This is a genomic window from Nocardia aurea, assembly GCF_003123685.1.
Classification (GTDB): domain Bacteria; phylum Actinomycetota; class Actinomycetes; order Mycobacteriales; family Mycobacteriaceae; genus Nocardia; species Nocardia aurea.
Window position 1 is genome coordinate 16,103 of the sequence record NZ_QCYJ01000103.1, and the last position, 24,768, is coordinate 40,870.

At 66.3% G+C, this 24,768-nt stretch carries 25 protein-coding genes; 14 read left to right on the forward strand and 11 right to left on the reverse strand.

Annotated features, from left to right (window positions below; genetic code table 11):
• Window positions 1-16 precede the first annotated feature (16 nt).
• From DAT37_RS21230 to DAT37_RS21240, 3 genes are all read left to right on the forward strand, one after another.
• A complete protein-coding gene (locus tag DAT37_RS21230) occupies window positions 17-1,144 on the forward strand; it encodes an acyl-CoA dehydrogenase family protein (RefSeq protein ID WP_109526580.1) in 1,128 nt (375 codons plus the stop codon).
• A gap of 72 nt (window positions 1,145-1,216) precedes the next feature.
• Complete coding sequence (locus DAT37_RS21235; protein ID WP_109526581.1) at window positions 1,217-1,645, forward strand: Zn-ribbon domain-containing OB-fold protein; 429 nt, start codon at window positions 1,217-1,219, stop codon at window positions 1,643-1,645.
• A gap of 23 nt (window positions 1,646-1,668) precedes the next feature.
• Entirely contained in the window at window positions 1,669-2,811 is a 1,143-nt protein-coding gene (locus DAT37_RS21240) for a thiolase family protein (protein WP_232839910.1), read from the forward strand.
• A 73-nt stretch (window positions 2,812-2,884) separates the two neighbouring features.
• On the opposite strand, the gene DAT37_RS21245 is transcribed toward DAT37_RS21240, so the two are convergent.
• Window positions 2,885-3,859 (reverse strand): acyl-CoA dehydrogenase family protein, encoded by a 975-nt coding sequence (locus DAT37_RS21245; protein ID WP_109526582.1) that lies wholly within the window; start codon window positions 3,857-3,859, stop codon window positions 2,885-2,887.
• A complete protein-coding gene (locus DAT37_RS21250) occupies window positions 3,859-5,028 on the reverse strand; it encodes an acyl-CoA dehydrogenase family protein (RefSeq protein WP_109526583.1) in 1,170 nt (389 codons plus the stop codon). Before DAT37_RS21250 ends, DAT37_RS21245 begins: the two co-directional genes overlap by 1 nt.
• Window positions 5,029-5,151: 123 nt before the next feature.
• On the opposite strand from DAT37_RS21250, the gene DAT37_RS21255 reads away from it, so the two are divergent.
• The 7 genes from DAT37_RS21255 to DAT37_RS21285 all read left to right on the forward strand — a co-directional run bounded on the left by DAT37_RS21255 (window position 5,152) and on the right by DAT37_RS21285 (window position 11,973).
• Entirely contained in the window at window positions 5,152-6,660 is a 1,509-nt protein-coding gene (locus DAT37_RS21255) for a class I adenylate-forming enzyme family protein (RefSeq protein WP_109526584.1), read from the forward strand.
• A gap of 98 nt (window positions 6,661-6,758) precedes the next feature.
• On the forward strand, window positions 6,759-7,940 hold the full coding sequence (locus DAT37_RS21260; RefSeq protein WP_109526585.1) for an amidohydrolase family protein: 1,182 nt from the start codon (window positions 6,759-6,761) through the stop codon (window positions 7,938-7,940).
• Window positions 7,941-7,943: 3 nt separating this feature from the next.
• Window positions 7,944-8,243: a hypothetical protein gene (locus DAT37_RS21265; RefSeq protein WP_198654378.1), complete on the forward strand. Its 300-nt coding sequence runs from the start codon at window positions 7,944-7,946 to the stop codon at window positions 8,241-8,243.
• Entirely contained in the window at window positions 8,240-8,992 is a 753-nt protein-coding gene (locus tag DAT37_RS21270) for an enoyl-CoA hydratase-related protein (RefSeq protein WP_109526586.1), read from the forward strand. The genes DAT37_RS21265 and DAT37_RS21270 overlap by 4 nt, the downstream gene beginning before the upstream one ends.
• Window positions 8,977-10,158: an acyl-CoA dehydrogenase family protein gene (locus DAT37_RS21275; protein WP_109526587.1), complete on the forward strand. Its 1,182-nt coding sequence runs from the start codon at window positions 8,977-8,979 to the stop codon at window positions 10,156-10,158. The genes DAT37_RS21270 and DAT37_RS21275 overlap by 16 nt, the downstream gene beginning before the upstream one ends.
• A gap of 3 nt (window positions 10,159-10,161) precedes the next feature.
• On the forward strand, window positions 10,162-11,349 hold the full coding sequence (locus tag DAT37_RS21280) for an acetyl-CoA hydrolase/transferase C-terminal domain-containing protein (protein ID WP_109526588.1): 1,188 nt from the start codon (window positions 10,162-10,164) through the stop codon (window positions 11,347-11,349).
• A gap of 3 nt (window positions 11,350-11,352) precedes the next feature.
• On the forward strand, window positions 11,353-11,973 hold the full coding sequence (locus DAT37_RS21285) for a cysteine hydrolase (RefSeq protein WP_109526589.1): 621 nt from the start codon (window positions 11,353-11,355) through the stop codon (window positions 11,971-11,973).
• Between the two features lie 53 nt (window positions 11,974-12,026).
• Here the strand turns inward: DAT37_RS21285 and DAT37_RS21290 are convergent, their stop codons facing one another.
• From DAT37_RS21290 to DAT37_RS21305, 4 genes are all read right to left on the reverse strand, one after another.
• Window positions 12,027-13,238 carry a CaiB/BaiF CoA transferase family protein gene (locus DAT37_RS21290; RefSeq protein ID WP_109526590.1) on the reverse strand — a complete coding sequence of 404 codons (1,212 nt, stop codon included), beginning with the start codon at window positions 13,236-13,238 and terminating at the stop codon, window positions 12,027-12,029.
• Window positions 13,239-13,400: 162 nt separating this feature from the next.
• The gene (locus tag DAT37_RS21295; protein ID WP_109526591.1) at window positions 13,401-14,276 is read right to left on the reverse strand and encodes an acyl-CoA thioesterase; all 876 of its coding nucleotides are present in this window, start codon (window positions 14,274-14,276) and stop codon (window positions 13,401-13,403) included.
• Window positions 14,269-15,429, reverse strand: coding sequence for a thiolase C-terminal domain-containing protein (locus tag DAT37_RS21300; protein ID WP_109526592.1), 1,161 nt, complete (start codon window positions 15,427-15,429; stop codon window positions 14,269-14,271). Before DAT37_RS21300 ends, DAT37_RS21295 begins: the two co-directional genes overlap by 8 nt.
• Window positions 15,426-16,622: an OB-fold domain-containing protein gene (locus DAT37_RS21305; protein ID WP_109526593.1), complete on the reverse strand. Its 1,197-nt coding sequence runs from the start codon at window positions 16,620-16,622 to the stop codon at window positions 15,426-15,428. The genes DAT37_RS21300 and DAT37_RS21305 overlap by 4 nt, the downstream gene beginning before the upstream one ends.
• A 112-nt stretch (window positions 16,623-16,734) precedes the next feature.
• Between DAT37_RS21305 and DAT37_RS21310 the strand changes: the two genes are divergently transcribed.
• Window positions 16,735-17,514, forward strand: a complete 780-nt coding sequence (locus DAT37_RS21310; RefSeq protein ID WP_109526594.1) for a FadR/GntR family transcriptional regulator — start codon at window positions 16,735-16,737, stop codon at window positions 17,512-17,514.
• A gap of 91 nt (window positions 17,515-17,605) precedes the next feature.
• Here the strand turns inward: DAT37_RS21310 and DAT37_RS21315 are convergent, their stop codons facing one another.
• Window positions 17,606-18,781, reverse strand: a complete 1,176-nt coding sequence (locus DAT37_RS21315) for a thiolase family protein (protein WP_109526595.1) — start codon at window positions 18,779-18,781, stop codon at window positions 17,606-17,608.
• Between the two features lie 166 nt (window positions 18,782-18,947).
• Between DAT37_RS21315 and DAT37_RS21320 the strand changes: the two genes are divergently transcribed.
• From DAT37_RS21320 to DAT37_RS21330, 3 genes are read left to right on the forward strand one after another with little or no spacing between them, the layout of a single operon-like run.
• On the forward strand, window positions 18,948-19,916 hold the full coding sequence (locus DAT37_RS21320; protein WP_109526596.1) for a VOC family protein: 969 nt from the start codon (window positions 18,948-18,950) through the stop codon (window positions 19,914-19,916).
• Window positions 19,917-19,962: 46 nt separating this feature from the next.
• The gene (locus tag DAT37_RS21325; RefSeq protein WP_109526597.1) at window positions 19,963-21,105 is read left to right on the forward strand and encodes an acyl-CoA dehydrogenase family protein; all 1,143 of its coding nucleotides are present in this window, start codon (window positions 19,963-19,965) and stop codon (window positions 21,103-21,105) included.
• A gap of 35 nt (window positions 21,106-21,140) precedes the next feature.
• Complete coding sequence (locus DAT37_RS21330; RefSeq protein ID WP_109526598.1) at window positions 21,141-21,446, forward strand: hypothetical protein; 306 nt, start codon at window positions 21,141-21,143, stop codon at window positions 21,444-21,446.
• Window positions 21,447-21,512: 66 nt separating this feature from the next.
• Here DAT37_RS21330 and DAT37_RS21335 read toward each other — a convergent pair whose 3' ends face one another.
• From DAT37_RS21335 to DAT37_RS21350, 4 genes are read right to left on the reverse strand one after another with little or no spacing between them, the layout of a single operon-like run.
• Complete coding sequence (locus DAT37_RS21335; RefSeq protein WP_109526599.1) at window positions 21,513-22,349, reverse strand: mycofactocin-coupled SDR family oxidoreductase; 837 nt, start codon at window positions 22,347-22,349, stop codon at window positions 21,513-21,515.
• A 37-nt stretch (window positions 22,350-22,386) separates the two neighbouring features.
• Window positions 22,387-23,577 carry a thiolase family protein gene (locus tag DAT37_RS21340; RefSeq protein ID WP_109526600.1) on the reverse strand — a complete coding sequence of 397 codons (1,191 nt, stop codon included), beginning with the start codon at window positions 23,575-23,577 and terminating at the stop codon, window positions 22,387-22,389.
• The gene (locus DAT37_RS45585) at window positions 23,574-23,981 is read right to left on the reverse strand and encodes a Zn-ribbon domain-containing OB-fold protein (protein WP_109526601.1); all 408 of its coding nucleotides are present in this window, start codon (window positions 23,979-23,981) and stop codon (window positions 23,574-23,576) included. The genes DAT37_RS21340 and DAT37_RS45585 overlap by 4 nt, the downstream gene beginning before the upstream one ends.
• The gene (locus tag DAT37_RS21350; protein WP_109526602.1) at window positions 23,978-24,763 is read right to left on the reverse strand and encodes an enoyl-CoA hydratase/isomerase family protein; all 786 of its coding nucleotides are present in this window, start codon (window positions 24,761-24,763) and stop codon (window positions 23,978-23,980) included. Before DAT37_RS21350 ends, DAT37_RS45585 begins: the two co-directional genes overlap by 4 nt.
• Window positions 24,764-24,768 lie beyond the last annotated feature (5 nt).

Sequence of the window (24,768 nt, forward strand, 5' to 3'; positions counted from 1 at the left end):
ACGGGTCGGAGCGGGCATGTACGGCGTACGTAGCGCGGAACAGCGGGAGCTGGCCGCCACGGTTCGAAAGTTGCTGCGGGAGAAGTCCTCGGAGGTCGCTGTTCGCGCCACCATGGACACCCCGGAGGGGTATGACCGAGAATTGGGGCGAGTCATGGCCGAGCAGGTGGGCTTGCACGGTCTGGCCATTCCGGAGGAATACGGCGGCGCGGGGTTCGGATTCGTCGAGTTGAGTGTGGTGCTGGAGGAGATGGGGAGAGCGCTGCTGTGCGGCCCGTTCTTCAGCAGTGTGGTTCTGTTCGCGAACGCGCTGCTCGAGGCCGGCGATGACGATGCCTGCCGGACCTGGCTGCCGGATATCGCCGCGGGCCGCGTCGTCGGCACCGTGGCGATATCCGAGGATCGGGAGGGCTGGGATGAGTCGTCTATCCAGCTCGCCGCACGTCGTGACGGCGATCGCTTCCTGTTGAGTGGTCGCAAGCGCCATGTGCTCGACGGCGCGCTCGCCGACGTGATCGTGGTCGCCGCGCGGTCGACGGATGGGGTCGGTCTGTTCGTGGTCGATACCGAGCTGGGTCTTCGGCGAACCCCGGTGCCGACGCTGGATCGAACCCGCAAACAGGCCACGCTCGATTTCGACGAAACGCCCGCGCGATCACTCACTGCCCCCGGTTGTGGATGGCCGCTGCTGCGACGGATTCTCGACCTCGCCGCCGTGGCTTTGGCGTGCGAGCAGGTAGGTGGGGCCGAGCGGGTGCTGGAGATGGCCGTCGACTACGCCAAGACCCGTCACCAGTTCGATCGCCCCATCGGCTCTTTCCAGGCGGTCAAACACAAGTGTGCCGACATGCTGGTCGCGGTGGAGTCGGCTCGCTCGGCGGCGCGATGCGCGGCCGACGCGGTCGCCGCGGATGGGCCCGAGCGGGAGTTGTCGGCCGCGATCGCCAAGAGCGTCTGCTCGGAGGCCTTCAGTCGCTGTGCGAGGGACAGTATTCAGATTCACGGCGGCATCGGCTTCACCTGGGAGCACTCTGCGCACCTGTATTACAAGCGGGCCAAGAGCAGTGAGGTGCACTTCGGGTCGCCGAGTTATCACCGCGAACGGTCGGCGGATCTCATCGATGTGCTCAGAAGGTATAAATAGATAGATATTTATACTCTTTGTCTGCTAGGATCGACTACTGATCGAACCTGAACGAGGAGAGGCTGAATCGTCATGTCGAAGCAGGTGCCGCTCGCTGACGGCCTGTTCACCTGGCCAGCGGAGAAACCGGTGCTGATCGCCGGGAAATGTGAGAAGTGCGGATTCGTCGACTTCCCGCGCAAGGAGCACTGCCTCCGGTGTTTCACCGGCGGCACGCAGCGATACGAGCTGCCGCGTCGAGGAAAGCTGTGGACTTTCACCACGCAGCGCTTCCGTCCCCCGGCCCCGCCGTATGCCGGTGCCGACACCGCGGCGACCTTCGAGCCGTTCAATGTCGGATATATCGATCTCGGCGGGGAGATCCTGGTCGAGGCCAGGCTCACCGAGCCGGATCACCAGAACCTGACCATCGGCCAGGAGATGGAACTGGTCGTCGTCCCGTTCGGGATCGGCGACGACGACACCGAAACGATGATCTACGCGTTCCGGCCGGTGGGCTGAGGACCGTGCTGAAGGAGAGTGCATTGGACGTCGCGATCGTAGGCGTCGGCCTACACCCGTTCGGCCGCTACGAGGGCAAGTCGGCATTGCAGATGGGCGCCGACAGCGTGCGCGCGGCCCTCGTCGACGCGGGCGCGGAATGGAAAGATGTCGGGGTTGCCTACGCGGGCAGTATGGAGATCACCAATCCCGAGGCAGTCGTCGGATTGCTCGGACTGACCGGCATCCCGGCACGTGCGGTGCTCAACGGTTGCGCCACCGGCGCGACGTCGCTGGCGATGGCGGCGAACGCCGTCGCCACCGGGGAGCACGATGTGGCCGTCGCGATCGGACTGGACAAGCATCCACGCGGTGCGTTCGCCGCGGATCCCTCCGTGGCCGGGTTGCCGGGTTGGTACGGCGAGGCCGGTCTTTTCCTGACCACGCATTTCTTCGGCATGAAGATCAACAGGTACATGCACGACCACGGGATCAGTCATCGAACACTGGCCAGGACCGCGGCGAAAGCGTTCCGCAACGGTGCGGCCAACCCGCTGGCCTGGCGACGCAAGGCGATCTCGGAAGACGATATCCTGAACTCCCAGATCCTGAATTATCCACTGACGCAGTACATGTACTGCGCACCGGACGAAGGCGCGGCCGCGGCCATAGTCTGTCGCGCGGACCAGGCCCACAAGTACGCCGGTACCCCCGTCTACATCCGTGCTTGCGCGCTGCGTAGCCGACGGCTGGGCGCCTTCGAATTGCTGAGCCCCTCGCTGCCGACGGATTCGGTGCCGAGCCCGACCGTGGACGCTTCGCGCGAAGCCTACGAGAAGTCCGGAATCGGGCCCGAGGACATCGACATCGCGCAACTCCAGGACACCGACGCGGGGTCGGAGATCATCCACATGGCCGAGAACGGCTTCTGTAAGGATGGTGAGCAGGAAAGACTTCTGGCCGAGGGCGCGACGGAAATCGGCGGTCGGATCCCGATCAATACCGACGGCGGCCTGCTGGCGAACGGTGAACCGGTCGGCGCTTCCGGCTTGCGCCAGATCTACGAATTGGTGACGCAGTTGCGGGGACGGGCGGGTGATCGTCAAGTCCCCGGAGACCCGAGGGTCGGCTATGCCCAACTGTACGGTTCGCCGGGAACCGCAGGCGTGACCATCCTGTCGCGCTGACGAGCGAACGACCTGTACGGCAAACAGATTCGCCGTGACCGATGCGGTCACGGCGAATCGCTGTCTGGGGTGCCTATACCGCGGTGTCCATCTCGAACAGTCGCGCGGGCGCGGCGCCGTCGAGCAGCGACCGACCTAGTTCCGTGGTGAGCATACGGTGCGACGAAAGCAGATGATCGAGCGCGGCGGCACGCACGAGGTACCGATGGAGGTCGTGCTCCATGGTGAGCCCGACCGCCCCGCAGACCTGTAGCAGATTGCGGTTGGCGTGGCTCTGGGCCCGGCCCGCGGCGGCCTTGGCGACGGCGGCGGCGACGGGAGTCTCGTCGCCGTGCGCATTCCACGCGGTGTCGAGTAGATCGACCGCCGCGGTGAGCGCGACGTGTGTTTCGGCCAGCCGGTGGCGGACCGCTTGGAAGGCGGCGATCGGCTTGCCGAACTGGACGCGCGCGGTGGTGTGGTCGACGGCGAGCCGCAGCGCCACCTGCAGCGCACCGATGATCTCGGCGGCAAGGGCACGGCGGGCCGCGGCCAGCGCCGACTGCCACTCGGCGTCCGCCGCGATCGGCGCCGCGGTTTCCGCGGCGAGGCGGACCCGGTGCCATCGCAGATCGGCGTCGATCCCGTGCAGCGGTGACGTGGCGAGCACGGCAGCGGGCAGCACGAGCAGCGCGATCGACCGATCGACCGTGATCGGCACCACGAACTCGTCGACGTCGTCGGGAGCCGACAGCAGCACCCCATCGACGGTGGCCCCCGCCGGGGCGAGGAGATCGCCATCGATCGGATCCGGATAGAGCACCGCGCGCCGGGTCGACGCCGGGGGCAGGATCGTGGCGAGTTCGGCGAGTACGACGTCGTCGAGCGCATGTGAGCACGCCAGCGCTCGGCCGTGCTCACCGAACAGCAGCGCGGTCGCCTCGGCCGGGCTGTCGGCGACGACCTCGTCCCAGCCGAGCTGATCGAGCGCGCCGGTGAGGTCGGAGGGAGCGTCGGCGAGTAGCTCGCGTATCGACGCGGTGAGTAGTTCCGCGGTGGTGGTGTCCATCAGTTCTTGTCTCCAGGCAGTCGTAGGACATGGTCGGCGAGGATGCCGCGCTGTACTTCGGCGGAGCCGCCCATGATGGTGGCCGCGCGGCTGTACCACCAGTGCGCGCGCCATCGTTCGGCATCGCTGTCGGGTTCGAGATCCATTCGCGCGCCGAGCAATTCCCGCGCGGCGTCGAAGAGACCCTGCTCCGCTGTGGCGAGCAGGATCTTGTCCGTGCTGGCCTCGGGACCGATCGCCTCGCCGCGGGCGAGCCGTGCCACGGTGCGTCCGGAGCGTGCGCGCAGCGCCAGGATGTCCATGGCGACCGTGCCGAGTTTGGTCGCCGCGCCGTCGGGCAGCCGTCCGGCCGACGTGAGCTGATCGCGCAGGGTGCGCAGTTGGCGGCCGAGTACGGTCGAGACGGCCCACGCGTACATGCCGCGTTCGAACTGCAGCAGATACATCGCGGTCGCCCAGCCCTGATCGTGGCCGCCGATGAGCCGGGTGGCGGGCACCCTGACCCGGTCGAAGAAGACCTCGGCCAATTCCTCGCGGCCACTGGCCAATGCGATCGGTCGTGCCGTCACCCCCGGTACGTCGGCGTCGATCAGCAGCATGCTGAGACCGCGATGCCTGCTCTCCGCGGTGCCGGTGCGGACCAGGCACATGAACCGTGCGGCGGTGGCGCCGTAACTGGTCCAGATCTTCTGTCCGTCGACGACATAGTCCTCACCTTCGCGATGGGCGCGACAGCGCAGTGCCGCCAAGTCGCTGCCCGCCTCGGGTTCGGAAAAGCCCTGGCCCCACCACTCCTTGCCGCTGAGGAATCGGGGCAGCAGTGTCGCGGAGATCTCCTCGGAGAAGTGCACCGTCGGTGGGCCCATGGTCTCCAGCACCAGATGCTGCCCGGGGAGGGGAAGATCCGCGGCCGCCAGTTCGTCGTAGAGGACGGCACGGTGGCGTTCGTCGCCGCCGAGACCACTCGCGTACCCGGGCCACCCGTACCGATTCCAGCCGTGCTCGTAGAGCAGTGCCACGAGCTCGGCGTGTGCGGCGAGCTCGTCGGGCACCGTGTCGTAGTGCGCGTTTCGCCAGCGGTCGGTTTCCGCGCTGTCGAGGAACTCTCGAAGCTTCCGGCGGTAGGCCCGCAGGTCGGTGCTCAGCGATGATGTCGTCGGTGCGCTCATTCATTCCTCGCGTGGTCGTGTCGAATCTACTAAATAGTTATACTATTAAACCTGATTTTCGACTAGGGTGACCGTGGCCGACGCTTCGGTTCGGTGAACTCGCCAGGATGGCTCGGAGGTGCGATGAGCATCGCAATGTTGTTGGATTCGGTGGCCTCGGCGCTGCCGGACCGCGTACTGATAGGTGCGGGTCCGGAGCGGACGGACGCGTCGGCGGTGGCGGCCGCGGCGTGCGCGGGCGCCCATGTCGTCGTCGGTGCAGAGGTCGACGCGGTGGGATTCATCGGGATCGGTGGACCCGCGTTCCCGACCGCGCTGTTCGCCTCGGCGCTCGCCGGGGTCGCCTTCACTCCGATGAACTATCGGCTTCCGGCCGACCGGTTGGCCGAACTCGCGACGTGTCTGGGCGCGCGGCCGATGCTGATCGTCGACGACGAATACGCCGATGTGGTGAAGTATCTCGACGTCCTGACCTACAGCACGGGGGAGTGGCTCGCACTCCTGGCCGGAGCCGCGAGTGCCGGCCCGCCTGCTGTGGAAGTGGACGACGACGCGCCCGCGGTGGTCCTCTACACCAGCGGGACGACCGCGAAGCCCAAAGGGGCGGTGCTGCGGCATCGGCATCTCACCTCCTATGTGCTCCAGACGGTGGAATTCGCGTCGGCGGCGGCCACCGACGCCGCGCTGATCAGCGTGCCGCCTTATCACGTCGCGGGAGTCGGCACCGTGCTGACGAATATCTTCGCCGGGAGGCGGCTGATGTATCTGCCGTCGTTCACCCCCGGGGGTTGGCTGGACACCGTTCGCGAGGAGGCGATCACGCAGGCGATGCTGGTTCCGACGATGCTCGCGCGGATCGCGGAGCATCTCGGCGGAGCCGAGGCCGAGGTGCCGTGTCTGCGGTCTCTCGCTTACGGTGGCGCGCGGATGCCGCGGCCGGTATTGGAAGCCGCACTGCGCGCGATGCCCAAGGTCGCCTTCGCCAATGCGTATGGGTTGACCGAAACCAGCTCCACCATCGCGATTCTCGGCCCCGAGGACCACCGCGAGGCGCTGATCTCGGTGGACGAGAAAGTGCGGGCTCGGCTCGGGTCTGTCGGCAGGCTGTTGCCGGGGATCGAGGGGCGGATTCGCGCCGACTCCGGCGCCGAGCTGCCCGCGGGCGAGCCCGGCCAGTTGTGGGTGCGCGGCGAGCAGGTCGCCGGAGAATATCTGGGGGACGCGCCGTTGCTGGACAGCGATGGCTGGTTCCACACTCGTGACCAGGCGTGGATCGACCCGGACGGTTATCTCTACATCGTCGGGCGTTCCGACGACACGATCATTCGTGGCGGCGAGAATATCGCGCCCGCCGAGATCGAGGATGTGCTGGTATGTCAGCCGGGCGTCAAAGAGGTCGCGGTTGTCGGTGTGCCCGACGACGAGTGGGGTGCGCGCATCCTCGCCGTCGTAGTGCGGCAGCCGGGAGCAACGGTGAGCGCCGATGAGGTGAAAACCTATGCACGGGCGCGACTGCGTGGCTCGCGTACTCCCGATGACGTTGCCTTCGTTTCCGAGCTGCCGCATACGCCTACCGGAAAGCTCATCCGGCGTGAGCTGCCCGCGCTGGTGCGGGCGTCGGTCCGGTCCTGACGGCCCGCTTTCCGTCTATGTTGTGATCTTGGCTACTCGCCCTATAATAGAGTTTAATTAACTATCTAATTCAGCCCTTAGGTTTCTGGAGGACACCCATGCCGCTGCAGCCGTGGATGAAACTGGTCTCGGTCGACGATCATCTGATCGAACATCCGATGGTGTGGCAGGATCGGCTGCCGGAGAAGTGGAAGCCGGTCGGCCCGCGAATCGTCGAGCGAGAGCTGATTCCGGGCCGGCCGCCCGCGCAGGTGTGGCTGTACGAGGATCGGATCTATCCCTACATCGGACTGAACGCGGTGGCGGGGAAGAAGCCGGAGGAGTACGGCCTCGAACCCACCCGGTACGAGGACATGATCCCCGGCTGCTACGACCCGAAGGCCAGGGTCGCCGACATGGACATCGACGGCGTCGAGGCGATGACCTGTTTCCCGTCGTTCCCGCGCTTCTGCGGGACAGTATTTCTCGAGGGACAGGACAAGGAACTCGCGAAAGCGTGCGTCCAAGCGTACAACGACTTCGTTCTCGACGAGTGGTGCGCGGCTGCGCCCGACCGCTTCATTCCCGTCGTCATCCTGCCGCTGTGGGACGCGCAGGCCTCTGTGGCCGAGATCCACCGCACGGTAGCCAAAGGCGCCAAGGCGATTTCGTTCCCCGACCTGCCGCACGCGCTCGGGCTGCCCTCGTTGCACAACGCCCATTGGGATCCGGTGTTCAGCGCCGCCGAGGAGACCGGCCTGGTGCTGTGCCAGCACTTCGGCAGCGGTGGTGAGAAGTCGATGCCGAACCTCGCCCCCGACGGGCAGTTCGCGGTGATGATCACGCTGATGGGAATGAACAGCATGCAGGCGCTGTCGGACTGGATGTTCTCCCCGGCACTGCACAAGCATCCGAACCTGAAGATCGGTCTGTCCGAGGGCGGCATCGGCTGGTTGCCCTATCTCATCGAGCGCGCCGACATCACCTGGGAAAAGCACCGCTTCTACCAGAACATCAACAAGGACGTGAAGCCCTCGGAGTTGTTCCGCAAGCATTTCCACGGGTGTTTCATCGAGGACGAATTCGGATTGGCCAATCGGGACGTCATCGGTATCGATCGGATCACCTGGGAATGCGATTACCCGCACTCCGATTCGTACTGGCCCGCCAGCCGCAAGCGCGCCATCGAGGTCTTCGCGAACATTCCGGATGACGAAGTCCACCGGATGGTCGAGTTGAACGCGCGCCGGCTGTACAACTTCCCGTCGATGGATTCGTCCCCGGCACAGACGGAGAGTTGACCGATGGATCCGGTCGAGGGGATCTCGAAGGACGACTGGACCGACACCGACCTGCTCACCCGCGCCGAGGCAGGTGAGCGGCTCGATCAGGAGATCGCGGTCGCTACCCGCGAACTCGAGATATTGCGGGTGGCGTCAGCGCCGGATGCCGCCGCCGTCGAACTGCTGACCAGACGCATCGACGCAATGCGGAAAGTACGCGCCCACCTGGCCGACCGGCCCGACCGAGCCACTCGGGCCGCAGCGAATTCGACCGGGGGATACGTGATTGGACCGAACGGACGACAAGGAGGGAAGCCATGACGGTGCTGGTGGAACAGCTCGACGCGGTCACGGTGGTGACGATCAACCGTCCCGAGGCGCGCAACGCGCTCGACGCGGAAACGATGGCGGGCATCGGCGAGGCATTCGCCGCGGCCGAGTGGAACCCCGAGGTACGGGCGGTGATGCTCACCGGTGCGGGTGACCGGGCATTCTGCGCGGGCATGGATCTGCACGCGTTCGCCGAAGGCGGTGCGATCATCGATGAGTCGCGGCCGGGGCTGGAGGTTTTCACGCAGCGGATCTTCCCGAAACCGGTCATCGCCGCGGTGAACGGTGCTGCGGTCGCGGGCGGATTCGAACTCGTGCTGGCGTGTGATCTCGTTATCGCCGCCGACCATGTGAAATTCGGGCTGCCCGAGGTCAAGAGAGGCTTGGTGGCCGCGGGCGGCGGAACGCGGCTCCCACGCCGAATTCCGCTGGCAGTGGCGCTGGAGCTTGGGCTGACCGGCGAGACCTTCGGGCCGCAGCGAGCACTGGAACTCGGGCTGGTGAACCGGGTTGTCCCAGGTGACCGCCTGCGGACCGAAGCGCTCGCGCTGGCACAGGGCATCGCACGCAACGGCCCGTTGGCGCTGAAGGTCACCAAGGAACTGATGTGGGCGGAGGTCAAGGGCCTCGATGGCAAGGCGATCGAGGAAGCCTCGCGCGGTGTGTTCGCCAGTGCGGACGCGCTGGAAGGCGCACGGGCCTTCGCCGAGAAGCGGGAGCCGGTATGGCAGGGCCGCTGACCGAACACCGTGCGGCCGAGCAGACACCCGACGAGACCGCGGCGTTCCGCGAGCAGTTGCGTGCCTGGCTGGAATCGGTGCCGAGACCGGCGGGGCTGAGGGACTACGGTCCGACTCCGACGGTGGACGACGTGCCCGCGGGCCGGGTATGGCAGCGCACGCTGGCCGACGCCGGATACGCGTGCCTGTCCTGGCCGGTGGAGTACGGCGGCCGTGGTTCGAGCACGATGGAACAGGCGGTTTTCGCCGAGGAGACCGCGCGAGCGGATGTCCCCAGACAGTTGGGAATCGTCGGTCCTGCCCTGGCTGCGCCGGTGATCATGCAATTCGGCACCGACGAGCAGCGAGCACAGTATCTGGAACCGATCAGGATCGGTGCACATCTGTGGTGCCAGCTGTTCTCCGAGCCGGAGGCGGGATCGGACTTGGCCTCGCTGCGTACGAGAGCGGTCGCCGAGGGCGACGAGTGGGTGATCGACGGACAGAAGGTATGGACCAGTGCCGCCGCGTCCGCCGACTACGGTCTGCTGATCGCGCGAACCGGTCCCGGCCGCTACGACGGAATGACCGCCTTCATCGTCGAGATGACCACCCCCGGCATCACGGTGCGCCCGCTCGAGCAGATGGATGGCGAGAGCAAATTCAACGAAGTCTTCCTCGCCGGAGTGCGCCTTCGAGACGAGGATCGGCTCGGGGACATCGGGCAGGGGTGGCAGGTGGCCACCGCGACCTTGGGTACCGAACGACTCTCGCTCGGCACCCAGTCGGTGTCGATGTTCGCCGCGCTCGACGACATCGCCGCGGCCGCTGCCGAACGTCATCGGCTCACCCCACGCCTCGGTGAGGAGATCGTCTCGATCTGGACCCGTATCTGGCTGCTGCGCGCGACGTGGCTGCGCGCGGTGCACGCGGACTCCTCGTTGACATCGCCGACCTTCTCAGTGCTCAAGATGATGAGTTCGGAAACCCATCGTGATCTCGCAGACCTGGCCGTCGACGCCCTCGGCCTCGATGTCACAGAGGATCCGCGCGACAACCCGATCGTGCACGGGATGCTCGTCGCACGAGCGCAGACCATTCTCGGCGGAACGAGCGAAATCCAGCGCAATATTCTCGCCGAGCGAGTGCTCGGGCTGCCGCGCGACTCTGCCCGGAAGAAGACCTGAACGATGTCACTGCCCGAAACGGCGGCGCTCGTCTCCTTGATCCGGCCCGGCGCCACCGTGGCGATCGGTGACGGGTTCGGCGCGCCGCGAACGCTGTCGAAGCAGTTGTCCGCGATCGCGGACGAGCACGCCGACCTGCGGCTGATCCTGGGCTGGCTGCCCATCTCCGATCCCGGTCTCGACCCGGCGGCGTTCGCCGATGCCCGCACCTTCATGCCCGGCTGGGGATTGCGTTCGGCGGTCGCGCGCGGAGAGGTCCGATTCCTGCCCGTTCGATTGTCGACAACACCCGCGCTGCTACACGGACCACTGCGACCCGACGTTCTGCTGGCCACCGTGGTGGAGACCGCTACGGGCTTGCGGTTCGGCAACGAGATCTCCTGGCAGCGCGCGGCGGTCGCGGCCGGTGCGCGGGTAGCGGCGGTGGTGTCGCGGGGTGCTCCGGTATGCGCGGCGGGGCCCGCCCTGCCTGCGCAGCAGGTGACCGTGGTCGGGGAAACGGACCGGGCGCCGCTGGATATGCCCGACGACCCGCCATCACCGGAGATCGAGCGGATGGTCGAGCGTCTTCTCGGCTACATTCCGGCGGGAGCTCGGCTGCAGGTCGGGCCCGGCGCGCTCGGCGCGACCGTGCTCCGGAGACTCGAGGTCCCGGTCCGCGTCGACTCCGGTCTGCTTCCCGACTCGGTGGTCGATCTCGATGAGCGGGGCCTGCTCATCGGCACACCGATAGCGACCTACCTGGCCGGTGGTTCGCGGTTGCGGGACTGGGTCTCGGGTCGAGAGGTGTTGCATCCCATCGAGTTCACCCACGATCCGGGGCGGTTGTCCGCGTCGCCCCTCTTCGCGGTGAACACCGCGGTCGAGATCGACATTCACGGGCAGGTCAACGTCGAGGGGACCGAGCGGGCCGTGGTCGGCGGGATCGGCGGTCACCCCGACTACGCGGCCGCCGCCTCGCGGTCGGTCGGTGGGCTGAGCATCATCGCGGTGACCACCACCCACCACGGCCGGTCGACCCTGGTCGCCGGACTCTCTCGGCCTGTCAGCACCCCGGCTCACGATGTGGACGTCGTCGTGACCGAACACGGTGTCGCGGATCTGCGCGGTCTGGACCGCGCGGAGCGCGCCGAAACCCTTCGTGCGGCATGGGGTTCCGCAGGCGTCCGGGCAGACCGAGAAGAGGAGTAGATCATGGCAGCAGCATTGAGTCTCGATCCGAGCAAGACCGCGCTCGTCATCGTGGAATGCCAGAACGGGGTGGTGGGAAAGGACTCGGCGCTGTCGGCGCTGGCCGTGGAGGCGGCGGTCATGCTTCCCACACTCGGCAAGTTGGCGGCTTCGGCTCGGGCTGCCGGCGTCACGGTGGTGCACGCGACTTTCGAAGGCGCGGCGGGCGGTCGTGCGGCTCTGGCGAACAACCGGGTCATGCAGATCATGCGGCCCCAGCTCGCCGATTGGCACGCCGGGAGCGAACCGGTTCGAGTTGTGTCGGAAATCGGTTGTGAACCAGGTGATCTGGTTATTCCCCGGCATCAGGGAATTTCGCCGACACAGGGCACCGAACTTCTCACGGTGCTACGCAACCTCGGTGTCGACACCGTCGTCGTCGCCGGGGTTTCGCTCAATATCGCGATTCCGTCGGCGGCAGTCGATGCGGTCAACGAAGGTTTCTGGGTGGTCGTGCCCGCCGACGCGGTCGCAGGCACGCCGGCCGACTACGGGAAGCAGGTGCTGCGCTACACCCTTCCCATGGTCGCCACCGTCACATCATCGGAGGAGATCGCCGCGGCCTGGACGGTCGGGCACCGATAGTGTATCGACAAGGGGCCGTCGGGACGAGATCCCGACGGCCCCTTGTCGTCTCCTCACATAATCGCGTCAGCGGTCTTGAGATCTGCGATCTCGTCCCACGTCAGGCCGAGTTCGAGCAGCAACTCCTCGGTGTGCTGACCGTGTCCGGGCGCCGACTTCAGAGCAGGTGCGGTCTCGTCGAACTGCACGGGGTTGGCGGCCAGATGGAAGCTGTTGCCGTTCTCGTCGGTGACCTCGGGGAGATAGCCGTTGGCGATCACCTGTGGGTCGTCGTGCGTCTCGAGCGCGCTCTGGAACACATCCCAGACGCCGTCGAAATCGGCCAGTTGCTTGGTCCAGTACTCCAATGGGCGTGTTCCGAATGTGTCGCGCAACTCAGCGATGCAGTCCTTTCGGTTGGCGAACCGCACTCGCGCGTCGGCGAATCGCGCGTCGGTGGCCAGGTCCGGTCTGCCGAGGCGGGTGCACAGATCCGCCCAGAAGCGGTCGGCCTGCAACAGCACGAAGGCGATGAACCTGTTGTCCTGAGTGCGATAGACGCTGGCTACCGGATTCGGCATATCCGAGAGGTCGAATTTCGGGATGTTCCTGCCGATGACCTTGGAGCCGACCACATCCGGCCCCAGGTTCCACAACGCGGTGCCGAGCAGGGAAACGTCGAGCACCGCGGGTTCGCCCGTACGTTCACGGCGCAACAGCGCGCCCGCGATCCCGCCCGCGATGGCGAAACCGGCCATGACGTCGCCGAACGCGGGTCGTTGGATGGGCGGGTAGCTGCCGTCGCCCGCGGCGACGGCGTCGCCGATGCCGCCGCGCGCCCAGTAGGCCGCCAGGTCGAACCCGCCACGGTCGGCTTGCTCGCCTCTCGCGCCGTAACCGTGCCCCCGGGCGTAGATGATCTTCGGGTTGCGGGCGCGGACATCCTCGACGTCGAGGCCGAGGCGGCGACGCGAGCCGGGCAGCAGGTTGGTGACGAACACGTCGGCTTTCTCGATCAGCTTCAGCGTGACCTCACGTCCCTGCGGAGAGGAGACATCGATGCCGATACTGCGCTTGCCGCGGTTGGGCTGCTCGACGAAGTGGTTGACCCCGCCCGCGCCCGCGACGACGCCGGAATTGATCAGACCACGTTGCGGGTCGCCGGTGACCGGATGCTCGATCTTGATGACATCGGCGCCCCAGTCCGCCAGCACCGCGCCTGCGGCTGGAACGAACGTCCATGCCGCGAGTTCCACAACGCGAATGCCGTTCAGAATCGGCTCCATAAGCTTGTTCCTCTCTATCCATGCGCCTGCCCCGATCCGCTCGGCGGCGGCGCGGCGCTCGTTCACCGGGCAGAACGCCACCGGTGGTGTGACCGGCGTCTCTCGCCGCTCGGGCCGATTCTAATGGTCAACGTAGAATAAATCGAGAGATTATTTAACTGATTAGATCGGCGGTGTCGGCGGCCGAGACCTCAGCAGCATCTCCTGGTTCACGGTGGCGCCGAGTCGCCCGGTCCGAGTCCGGATACTGCCGTGATACAAGCCGCGCGAGCCGCCCGCCATGGCAGGCCACAGATCGAGCAGCACCCAGTCGTCGAGCCGTACCGGGTTGTGAAACCACAGCGCGTGGTCGATGCTCGGTCCACCGCTGGGGATTTCGGGATCTCGAAGCTGCCCGTACCCGGTGCCGAGGTCGGAGGCGTAGGTCAGGGCGCACGCGTGCACCAGTGGGTCGTCCGGCAGCGGGGCCGCCGATCGGATCCACATCAGATCCGACACCAGGTCTTGCGCGTCCGATGTCCGGGTGATCTCCCGGACATCCACCAGTTGGTCGCGGTAGGTGGTGTCGTGCGGAGCGACCTGTTCGGGCTCGGGTGCTGCGCGGCGCGATAGCCCGTCGTGCGCGCCGCCGGTTTCGTCGACGTGGAAGGAGGCCAGCATCGAGAAGATGATCCGGCCGTCCTGTATCGCGCTGACGTGGCGGGCCGAGAACGATCGACCGTCACGATCCCGGCGCACTTCGTACAGCACGGGAAGATCGGGTCGGCCCGGACGCAGGAAATAGCCGTGCAGCGAATGCGGCATCCGCGCACGCGGCACCGTGTAGCCCGCCGCGCGCAACGCCTGGGCGGCGACCTGGCCCCCGTAGAGCAGACTCCGAGGGTGCCCGTGGTCGGCGTTGCGTCCGCGGAACAGATTGAGGTCGATCTTCTCGAGATCCAGTAGTGCGGCGAGGTCGCCGACCTCGCCGCGGTAGCACGGCGCGGCGAGGTCGAGACCGTTGCGGCGATCGTCATCGACCGCCGTCCGCTCAGTCACGATCGACGCCGAGGATGGTCACGGCCGATACCGCGGTGGGCCCGCCGATGTTGTGCGCCAGTCCGGTTCGCGCCCCGTCGACCTGGTTGGCCGCGGTGCCGCGAAGTTGCTCGAAGAGTTCGACGCATTGCGAGACGCCGGTGGCGCCCGGCGGGTGCCCCTTGGACTTGAGGCCGCCGCTGGCATTGACAGGGATGCGACCGCCGACCGAGGTCGCCTCCGTCTCGATCAACTTGTATGCCTCGTGCCGCTGCGCGAATCCGAGGTCCTCGTAGCTGATGAGCTCGACGCCGGTGAAGCAGTCGTGCACCTCGGCCACGTCGATGTCCTGCGGAGCCAGCCCCGCCATCGCATAGGCATGTCGCGCTGCGCGCATCGTGGCGGGGAAGGTGGTCATGTCGATCTTGTGCTGGTGCATGACCCGATCGAGGCCGAGTCCGACGCCACGCACCCATACCGGCCGGTCGGTGTAGCGATCCACCATCTCCTCGGCGACCAGGATCAACGCGGCGGCGCCGTCACTCTGCGGCGTGCAGTCGAGCAGCCCGAACGGCTCGACCACCAGCGGCGCCGCGAGCACCTGCTCGACGGTGATCTCGTAGCGCAGTTGTGCCTTGGGATTGGCCACGCCGTGGCGATGGTTCTTCACCGCCACCATGGCCATGTGCTCCCGCGTGGCGGGAGTCTCGTGCAGGTACCGTGCGACGTGCAGGGCGAAATTGGCCGGTGCGATCAGCGCCAACGGATAGTCCCACGCCATGTCGCGGGTCATGCCCGCCCATTCCCAGAACGTATCCTTGCTCGCCGACTCGCGGACCTTGTCGCCACCCATGACGAGCGCGACATCGAATGCGCCGGAGGCGATCCCGTACACAGCGTTGCGGACCGCATCGTTGCCGGTGGCGCAGGCGTTCTCGACGCGGGTGACGGGAACATCGATCAATCCGCAACTGTCGGCGAGGATGCCGGAAGGGAATCCGTCGGTGGTGGACAGTTCGCCGAACCATGCGGCCTGTATGTCCGAACGGGACATGCCCTTGTCGACGCTCTCGAGACATTCGCTCAAGGCCATCGGCAGTAGATCCTTGATGCCGCGATCGAAATGTTCCCCGAAGGCGGTCATCCCCGCGCCGACGATGGCGACTCTCCTCATGCGACATTCTCCTCTGTGTCGTTCACGATGTCGGGCTGGAAGGCGTAGCCGTAGTCGGTCACGCCGGATCGGATCGCGACCCGGCGCAATACCAGTCGGCCTCGGTCTCCGATGGCCACCGCCCCCGGCTCGACTCCGGTGACCTTGACCAGCGCCCGGACCCCCACATCATCGAGTTCCACGATCGCCAGCGAGTACGGCGTCGGTACACCGGGAACCGGAACCCGCACGGTGACCGCGGTATAGATCGTGCCGGTCCGCGGCAGCGCGACGAGGGCATCCGGCTCGGTCAGGCCGCCCCGGTCGTCGACACGCAGCCGTGGAGGGAAGTCGAGTTGGCCGCTGGCGGGGTCGTGGGATGCCTGCCAGCGGAGTTTGGCCGGGAACGCGCGATCGTAGGCCGCCAGCGAAATGGGGATGTCGGACCCTGGTGCCTGCTGCGTCCGTGGTAACGGGCGGGGCGCGGGTTCGCCGCGATGGACCGGTACCTGCCCGGCCTCGATCGACAGTCCGGTCACCGTCGCCTGCTCGACACCGACGAGGGGGCCGACGACAGCGTTCTCCACCATCCACGCCAGTGCGAACAATGCGGCACTCGCCCCGGTGGTCGGCAGTGTCGGGACCGGGCCCGTGCACAGTGTCGTCGCCAGTTTGTGGTCCGCGCCTGCCAGCACCCGTGGCTTGTCCGTCGCCATGGCGACGCGCAGGGACTCCAACACGCCGCGTTCGCGGAGCAATCGCGGGTCGCCGTAGTCGTACACCGTGCCCATGGCATCGCGGGTCCGGACCGGCAGACTGCGCGCGAGCCGTGCGATCGTACGAGTGCCGACACCGGATTCGCCTATCACCGCGGCCGCGGCTCCGACCGGTGCGAGGTCGACGCCGATCACCAGCGTTCGTGGCGGGGCGGTGGCGACCGCGTCGAGCGCCGCGGGCGCACCACCGAGCCGCTGTACCACTTCGATCTCGGGATCCAGATCCAGCCCCGCGAGGAGGACGGCCGCGATGCCGCCCTCCAATAGTGGAATATCGTTGGTTACCAACACGACTCGCTCTACCGGTGGGTTGCCGGTCCGCGCGCAACGCCCGGCTTCCACGGCCAACGTCACCGTATCCTCATCCGCGCCGGGTACTCGCCCGTGCGCCGTACCCCATGGTGGCAGGTACGTCCCCAGTGAACTGACGAAACTCATCGGACACCCTCGCTCCGTGATCCCTGTGATCTCGGTTCTTTAACAGCTTACTTAGATAACTATTTATATTATAGTTCTCTATGGAATCGGGCACTATCGAGGTGGCCGTCACATGAGCGAGGTACGGCAGTCGGTGAGTGGATCATTGGGAAAATATGTGCGCGCGCCCAAAGTCGCGGAGTTGGTCGCCACGCAGTTGCGGCGCAGCATCATCACCGGTGAACTGGCGGAGGGGGATTCGCTGCCGTCGGAGGCTGCTCTGGTCCGACAGTTCGGCGTGTCGAGGCCGACGCTGCGTGAAGCCTTCCGGGTGCTCGAATCGGAGTCGCTGATCGCGGTGCGACGCGGTGCGCACGGAGGCGGCACGGTGCTGGCACCGGATCGTGCCGTGGCCGCCCGATACGCCGGCCTGATCCTGCAGTGCGGAGGCGTCGAACTGGCCGACGTCTATGCCGCCAGGGTCGAACTCGAGGCACCCTGCGCCGCCGTGCTGGCCCGGTCGCACACCGACGCCGACATCGCCGCGCTGCGCGAGGCGGTGACGCGGGCCGAGTCGCCGGATTCCGATATCGCGGAATCCGTTCGGGCGCATACCGAATTCCACGGCCTGCTGGTCCGCCTTGCCGGCAATCAGACCATGACCATGCTGTCCGAGTTGCTCGAACACATCATCGCCGAGGCCAACCTGAGCACCGTCGACGCGAAACGCGGGTCGGTCGAAGCTGACAAGGTCATCCACCGGACCGCCGATGTTCACCGCCGTGTGGTGGGGCTCATCGCCAAGGGGGATGCCGAGCGCGCGCAGCGATTGTGGCGCAGGCACCTGATCGACTCGGAGGACTATGTCCTGTTCGGTCAGGAAGGCAAGTCCGTCGTCGACCTTCTGCTCTGATCTGTCGGGATTCGCGATTCCGACAGTGAGTAGGGCGGCGGCCGGACCGATCCCGCCGCCGCCCGAGATATCGAGGCGTGTTCGTGCCGGTTCAGCAGCTTTCGATGACCATGGCGGCGCCCATGCCGCCACCCGCGCACATCGAGACGACTCCGATCCCGCCGCCGCGCCTGCGGAGGTCTCCGAGCATGGTGGCGACCATGCGCGCCCCGGTCGCCGCCACCGGATGGCCCAGGCTGCATCCGCTGCCGCTGACGTTCATGATCTCGGGGTCGAGATCGAGCAGTCGCGCGGTCGCGAGCGGAACCGCCGCGAATGCCTCGTTGACCTCGAAAAGGGAGACGTCGTCGACGGTCAGGCCGCCGCGCTCCAGGGCCTTGGGTATGGCCTCGCTCGGAGCCAGGCCGGTGCGGGTCGGATCCACGCCGACATTGGCCCAGGATCGCACGACGGCCAGTGGCGTCAGGTCGTTGTGTTCGGCGAACTCGCGGGAGGTGACCACGACCGCGGCGGCGGCGTCGTTGATGCCGGAGGAATTGCCCGCGGTGATGCTGAAGCCATCGATCTCCGGGTGCAGCGGCTTCAATGCCGCCAGGCGTTCCGCGGTAGTGCCACGGCGCGGGTGCTCGTCGGTGTCGAAGACGACCTCTGTGCCGTTGGCGAGGGTGACCTTCACCGGCACGATCTCATCGGCGAAATGCCCGGCGTCGATCGCGTCGATCGCGCGCTCGTGTGACCGGAGGGCCCAGGCGTCCATGTCCTCTCGACTCAACCCGAGAGCCCGGGCGGTGTTCCAGCCCACCGTGATCGACATGTCGCGGTTGGGCGCTTGCGCGGAGTCCGGATGTGACGGCGGCAACCACTTGTCGAGCCATTCCTCGTTGCCGGGGACGCGCACGCGCATGACCGGCATGGTGGATGCCGACTCCACGCCGCCTGCGATGATCGCGTGCTCGACGCCCGCGCGGATACCCGCGGCTGCCGTCTGTACGGCAGCTAGTCCACTGGCGCAGTGTCGATTCTGCGCGAGCCCGGGTGCCGCGGTGAGTCCGACTCGGACCGCGGTGTGTCTGGCGATGTTTCCGCCGCCCGCCAGGGACTCGCCGAGTATCACTTCGTCGAACCGCGCCGGGGCGATTCCCGAGCGCACGACCGACTCGGCTACCACGGCTTCGGCGAGATCGAACGCCGATGTCGCGACGAGGCTTCCCTTGAAGGCGGTTCCGATGGCGGTACGGCAGGCGCTGACGATTACGGCTTCTGGCACGGTCGACTCCCAGGTCTGGCATGGCGGATTTCGGCGTCGGCGGCCGGGCTCACTCGGCTGGGCCGCCGCGGAGGATGCTTCGCTCCCAGTAGTACCAGGGTCGATGTCGGTCGCACAATCAGTTAAACTTTTATAATCAATTGATGTATTAGGACGGAGATGTCGGATGCTTCCTTCGGATCGGCGGGCGGTGCGGGTGCACAGCCTGCTGCACGCGAACTTGAACACCGCGGACCTGGGGGCGGCGGTGGCCTTTTACGGTGATACGTTCCAACTCGCTCCGGGGATGAAGACGACACGCGGGCCCGCGGACGGCCGGGCGCTCGGTATCGACGGTATGCCGGTTTCGGAGACCTGGTTCCTCTACGACCAGCGCGGGCCGCGTTGCGCGCCCGCGCTCGAGGTGTTGGAGTGGGAGACTCCGCCTACGGTCGGCGAGTTTCCGAGCGACCCGCACCATCTCGGCTTGGCCGCGGTCGGCTATGCGGTGCCGGATCTGGACGCGACGCGTCGCCGTCTGAGTGATTCCGGATACGCTCCGGTCCTGTTCGACTCGTGGTCGGTCGGTGGTAGGGATCGGCGAGCGCTGCGTGTGGTCGGCCCGGATGGCGTTCCGGTAGAACTGGTGGCCGGTGCGTGCGTCGATGACGCGCCGCAGTTCTCGCACATCCGGCTCAACTGTTCGCATCTGCAGTCATCGATCGACTGGTACGCGAGGTTGGGGTTTCGACCGCTCGCCACGCCGCGGCGAGTCGAGTTGGACGCGACCGGACTGGGTCTCGGCGAGGTCTCGTTGCTTGTCGTCGCACTGACGATTCCGGACGATCCCTCCGTGACGCTGGAGTTGACCTGGTGGGAGCGTCCGTTCTTCGTCGGTGGCACTCCCGTGGTGGCGAATCATCGCGGGCTGTATCGGCTCGCCCTCGGGGTCGATGACGTCATCGCGGATCGCGAAGAGCTCGTGCGTAGCTGGCCGGAGATTCCGCAGCCGCAGTTCGTCGAATTGCCCGGAACCAAGATCGGGGGAGTGACCGTGCTGTTCCTGCGCGATCCGGATGGTGTCGTCATCGAACTCGTCGGAAGGCCGCGCAGTGCGATGACTGGTAGAGATCACTCCCGCTCGGCGATTATATAGTTGTATTATATAATTAATTCAATCTGCAATACGGAGGACACTGCCGATGCGCCGTAGCATCTTCGAGCCTGAACACGACCAGTTCCGCGCGACCGCGAAAGCCTTCTTCGAGACCGAATGCGCGCCGAACGCGGAAGAATGGGAAGCAGAGGGGAAGGTCAGCAGGCACGCATGGCGTCGTGCCGGTGAACTCGGACTGATCGGCTGGGAGGTATCGGAGGAGTACGGTGGCCTCGGTCTGCGCGACTTCCGTTTCAACCAGATCGTCAGCGAGGAGATGTTCGCGACCGGCTCGGTCGGGATCGGTCTCGGTATCCAGAACGACATCATGGCCTCCTACATGGTCGGCCTGACCACCGACGAGCAGAAGAAGCGGTGGCTGCCCGGCTATGTTCGTGGCGAGACCATCACAGCCGTCGGGATGTCCGAACCCTCCGCGGGCTCCGATCTCGCCGGCATCAAGACCACGGCTCGCCGCGACGGCGACGAGTGGGTGATCAACGGTCAGAAGACGTTCATCAGCAACGGGATCCTGGCCGATCTGGTGTTGGTCGCAGTCAAGACCGACTCGACCGCGGGACATCGCGGTATCAGCCTGATCGTGGTGGAGTCGGGTACACCCGGCTTCACCAGGGGCCGCAAATTGGACAAGATCGGTCAGCGGGCGACCGATACCGCTGAATTGTTCTTCGACGATGTGCGAGTGCCGATCGAGAACCTGGTGGGCGAGGAGAATCGAGGCTTCTATCATCTCGTGGCCAATCTCCCGTACGAGAGGCTCGGCATCGCCACCTACGCGCTGCCGATGGCGCGGCGTGCTCTCGAATTGACACTCGGATATGCGACCGATCGAAAAGCCTTCGGGACACAGATCGGGAAATTCCAGGTCAACCGGCATTTCCTGGCTGAAATGACGACTAAGATCGACGTAGCGCAATCCTACCTGGACCAGTGTGTGCTCGCGGCGAACGCCGGCGAACTCACCGCCGAGGAGGCCGCGGGGTTGAAGTGGTGGACCTCGGAGGTCCAGTGGGAAATCTTGGATCGCTGCCTGCAACTGCACGGCGGGTACGGCTACATCAACGAGTACGAGATCGCCCGGCTCTGGCGTGACTCCCGCGTACAGCGCCTCTACGGCGGAACAACCGAGATCATGAAAGACCTCATCGGCCGGTCGATGGGCTTCTGAGCCCCGGTCGACAACGAGCAGGAAGGAATACGGACATGCATCTGAAGGCAGGCGCGAGGCTGCGGAGTCAGGTCGACGCCACCGAAGTCATCGTCGTGCGCGCGCCTACGGGCGAGGCGGTGGTCTCCTGCGGAGGGCACCCGATGATCGATCCAGCGGCGGCGCCGGGGACCGGACTGGCGATCGCCCCAGGGTCCGCGGGAACGCTGATGGGCAAGCGGTACACGGCCGACGAGACAGGTATAGAACTGCTCGTGACGAAACCTGGCAGTGCCGACCTGGCCGTCGACGGCGTCGTCTTGACGCTCAAAGAGGCCAAACCGCTGCCCGCCAGTGACTGATATCCGGCGAACCGGAGACGAGAAAGGCGCCGACCACGCGGTCGGCGCCTTTCTCGTCGGTGCGTGCTATCGGCGAATCGCCATGCCCGCGTCGACATTCAGTGTGCTCCCGGTGAATACGCGGCCCTGTTCCGAGATGAGGAACAGGATGGCGTTGGTGACATCGGCGGCCTGGATCACCGGGTACTTCGGCAGAAGAGTCTGCATCGCGTTGACGAGGTTGGGGTAGGCCGCGATGACGGCGAACAGTTCCGGGTTCTCGGTGACCATCGGCGTGGCGCAGTTGGTGGGAGCGACCCCGTTGACTCGGATGTTGTACTGCGCCAAATAATTCGCGTACGACTTGACCAGTCCGGTCACACCCAATTTCGCGACGGCGTAGGCATCGTCTCCGCCTTTGCCGTTACCGAGGCTCAGCAGTGCCGCCATCGAACTGGTGGCGACGATATTTCCCTCGTAGCCCGCTTCGCCGCGCTCGATGAGGTGGGGCAGCGCTACCCGGAAGGTGTTCCACACCCCGGTGAGCATGACGTCGATTCCCAGCCGCCAGGCCTCGGCCGCGTCGCGCTCTCTGGTATTGCTCATGACTATGCCCGCGTTCGCGATCACGGTGTCGATGTGGCCGAAGCGCTCGACTCCGTCATCGAAGACTGCCTGGAGGCGTGCCTGATCCCTGACGTCGGCCGGCTCGGCGAGCATACGCTTGCCCGTCTCCTCGACCAATCGTTTGGTCTCGGCCAGATCCTCCGACGTTGCGAGCGGATACGGGACGATATCGATGTCGCGGCAGATGTCGACGCCGACGATATCTGCGCCTTCCTCGGCGAATCGGATTGCGTGCGACCGGCCCTGACCTCGTGCCGCGCCGGTGATGAAGACGACCCGTCCGTTCAATGCACCCACTGTGTCCTCCGTCGTTCGATGGGGTGGTCGATGCTCACTATCGGTCACGGGTGAGCAGCAGCGCGCCCGCCAGGGGACCGCCTCCGGTCGCCACGACGGCGACTTCCGGGGTGCCCGGCACCTGACGCTCACCACCCGCGCCACGCAACTGCACGCAGGCCTCGTACAGGTGCCCGTATCCGTGCAGTCTGCCTGCCGAGAGCTGCCCGCCTCCGGTGTTCAGCGGTAGCTTCCCGTCGAGCGCGATGTTCGCCGCGTCCGCGACGAACGGTCCCGACTCGCCCCTGCCGCACAGGCCGAGCGCCTCGAGCCACAGCAGGGTCAGGATGGTGAAACCGTCGTATATCGCAGCCACATCGACATCCGCAGGTGTCAGGTCGGTCTTGCGCCACAGATCCGCGCCCACCTCCGATGCGGTCATCGACGTCAGGTCGCCGTGTTGGTCCCACTGCGGCCGATCCCGCATCGCCGAACTGGTCGCGGCGATGCGCAGCGGTGCGGTTCGCAGATCGGGTGCCGCATCGGCCCTGGACACGATAACCGCGGTGCTGCCGTCGATCGGGATGTCACAATCGAACAGACACAGCGGGTCGGAGATCATCCGTGCCGCCATGTAGTCCGAGACCGTCAGCGGATCACGCAGTACCGCTTTCGGATTGAGCGCGGCATTTGCCCGGGTGTTGACCGAGAGCGCGCCGAGTTGTTCGCGGGTCGTACCGTAGGTGTGGAAATGCCGCCGCGCGATCAGCCCTGCCCAATTGGTCGCCGACACCGCACCGAATGGAAGCAGATACTGCATGTGCATCGCGTCGCCGGTGATGCGGTCGCTCCCCGCGCCGGGAACCGACGCTCGTCGACCCGCGGTCTGGGCCGTGCTCTCCCACAGGGTGCGGAAACAGAGGACGTGATCGGCGAGCCCGGCCTTCACCGCCGCATACGCCTGGATGATCGAGCCGATCTGAGCGGGTCCCTCGATCCCGCCGCAGAACCAATTCAGCGAAAGTCCGAGGGCATCCTTGATGTCCCACACCCCGACGCCCGAGAATCCCGGCGTCGCTTCGGTATTGCCCGGCCAGGTGGCGACGCCATCGATATCCGAGACCGACAGCCCGGCGTCCGCGATCGCTTCCAGCGCGGCATCGACGGTCAGTGTCAATGGGGATCGGCCGAGTCGTCTGCCCACATCGGACTGACCGATTCCGCTGATCACCACATCACGCGTGCTCACGCGGTAGCTCCTTCCGGGGCGAACAGTGGCAGCCAGACGTCCTCGATCTGTTCGAAGCACACCACGACCCGCAGGCCGATGCGCACCGCGTCCGGGGCGACATCGACCAGTCTGGTAGTCAGACGCAGGCTCGGATCCTCATCGAGTTGGATGACCGCGATGGCGTAGGGCACCGGGAGCGTTGACAGCCACGGCTGTCGATTGATCGTGTAGGAGTACACGGTGCCGCTGCCGCGGGTCTTCTCGGGTCCGATCGCGCGGCTGTAGCAGTAGCGACAAATCGGTGCCGCCGGATGCAGCCATCGGGTGCAATCACGACAGCGATGGATCAGCAGTTCACCCCGTTCGCCGCCGGTCCAGAACGCGGTGTTCTCGAAGCCGAGCGAGGGCAGCGGAACCGTCATGCCCCGGCGCCGCTCTTGCTGAGGAAGCGGTCGACGATCGCCTGGTGCTCGGGTGTGTCGAATGACTGGAATTCCTCCGCGAGAGCGTATTCGAGTACTCCGGCGATCGCCCGTTTGACGTGCAGATTCAGTGTCCGCTTGGTGGATTGGATGGCTTGGGGGGGTTGTGCGGCGAACTTTGTCGCCAAGGCGATGGCCTCGTCCAGCAATTCGGCGTCGGGCACCACACGGTTGGCCAGGCCGAGTGCGACGGCCTGTTGGGCCGGAATTCGTTCGCTGCTGAACAGGTACTCCTTGGCCCGCAGCAGTCCCATCAGCAGCGGCCAGGTCGGCGCGCCGCCGTCGGCCGCGGTGAGGCCGACCCCGACATGTGGATCGGCCATATAGGCGCTCTCCGCGATCAAGACGACATCGCTGAGGACCGCGAGGTTGCAGCCGAGTCCGACCGCGGGACCGTTCACGGCGGCGACGACAGGAAGCGCGAAGTCCACCATCTCGGTGACCAGCGCACGAGCGCCATCGATCTCCGACCGTCGTTTCGCGCGGTCGAGACGCACCGCGCGCAGGTGGTTCATGTCGCCGCCTGCGCTGAACGCGCGTCCAGCTCCGGTGAGCACGACCGCGCGTGCCTCGGTGTCCGCGGCGATATGACGCCAGACCCCGACCACGGCGTCGTGCAGTGCCTCGTTGGCCGCGTTGAGGGCCTCCGGTCGGTTGAGCGTCACGATGCGTACGGCGCCGCGCGCCTCGATCAGCAGTTCGGGTTCGAAAGTCGAACTCACAGGAT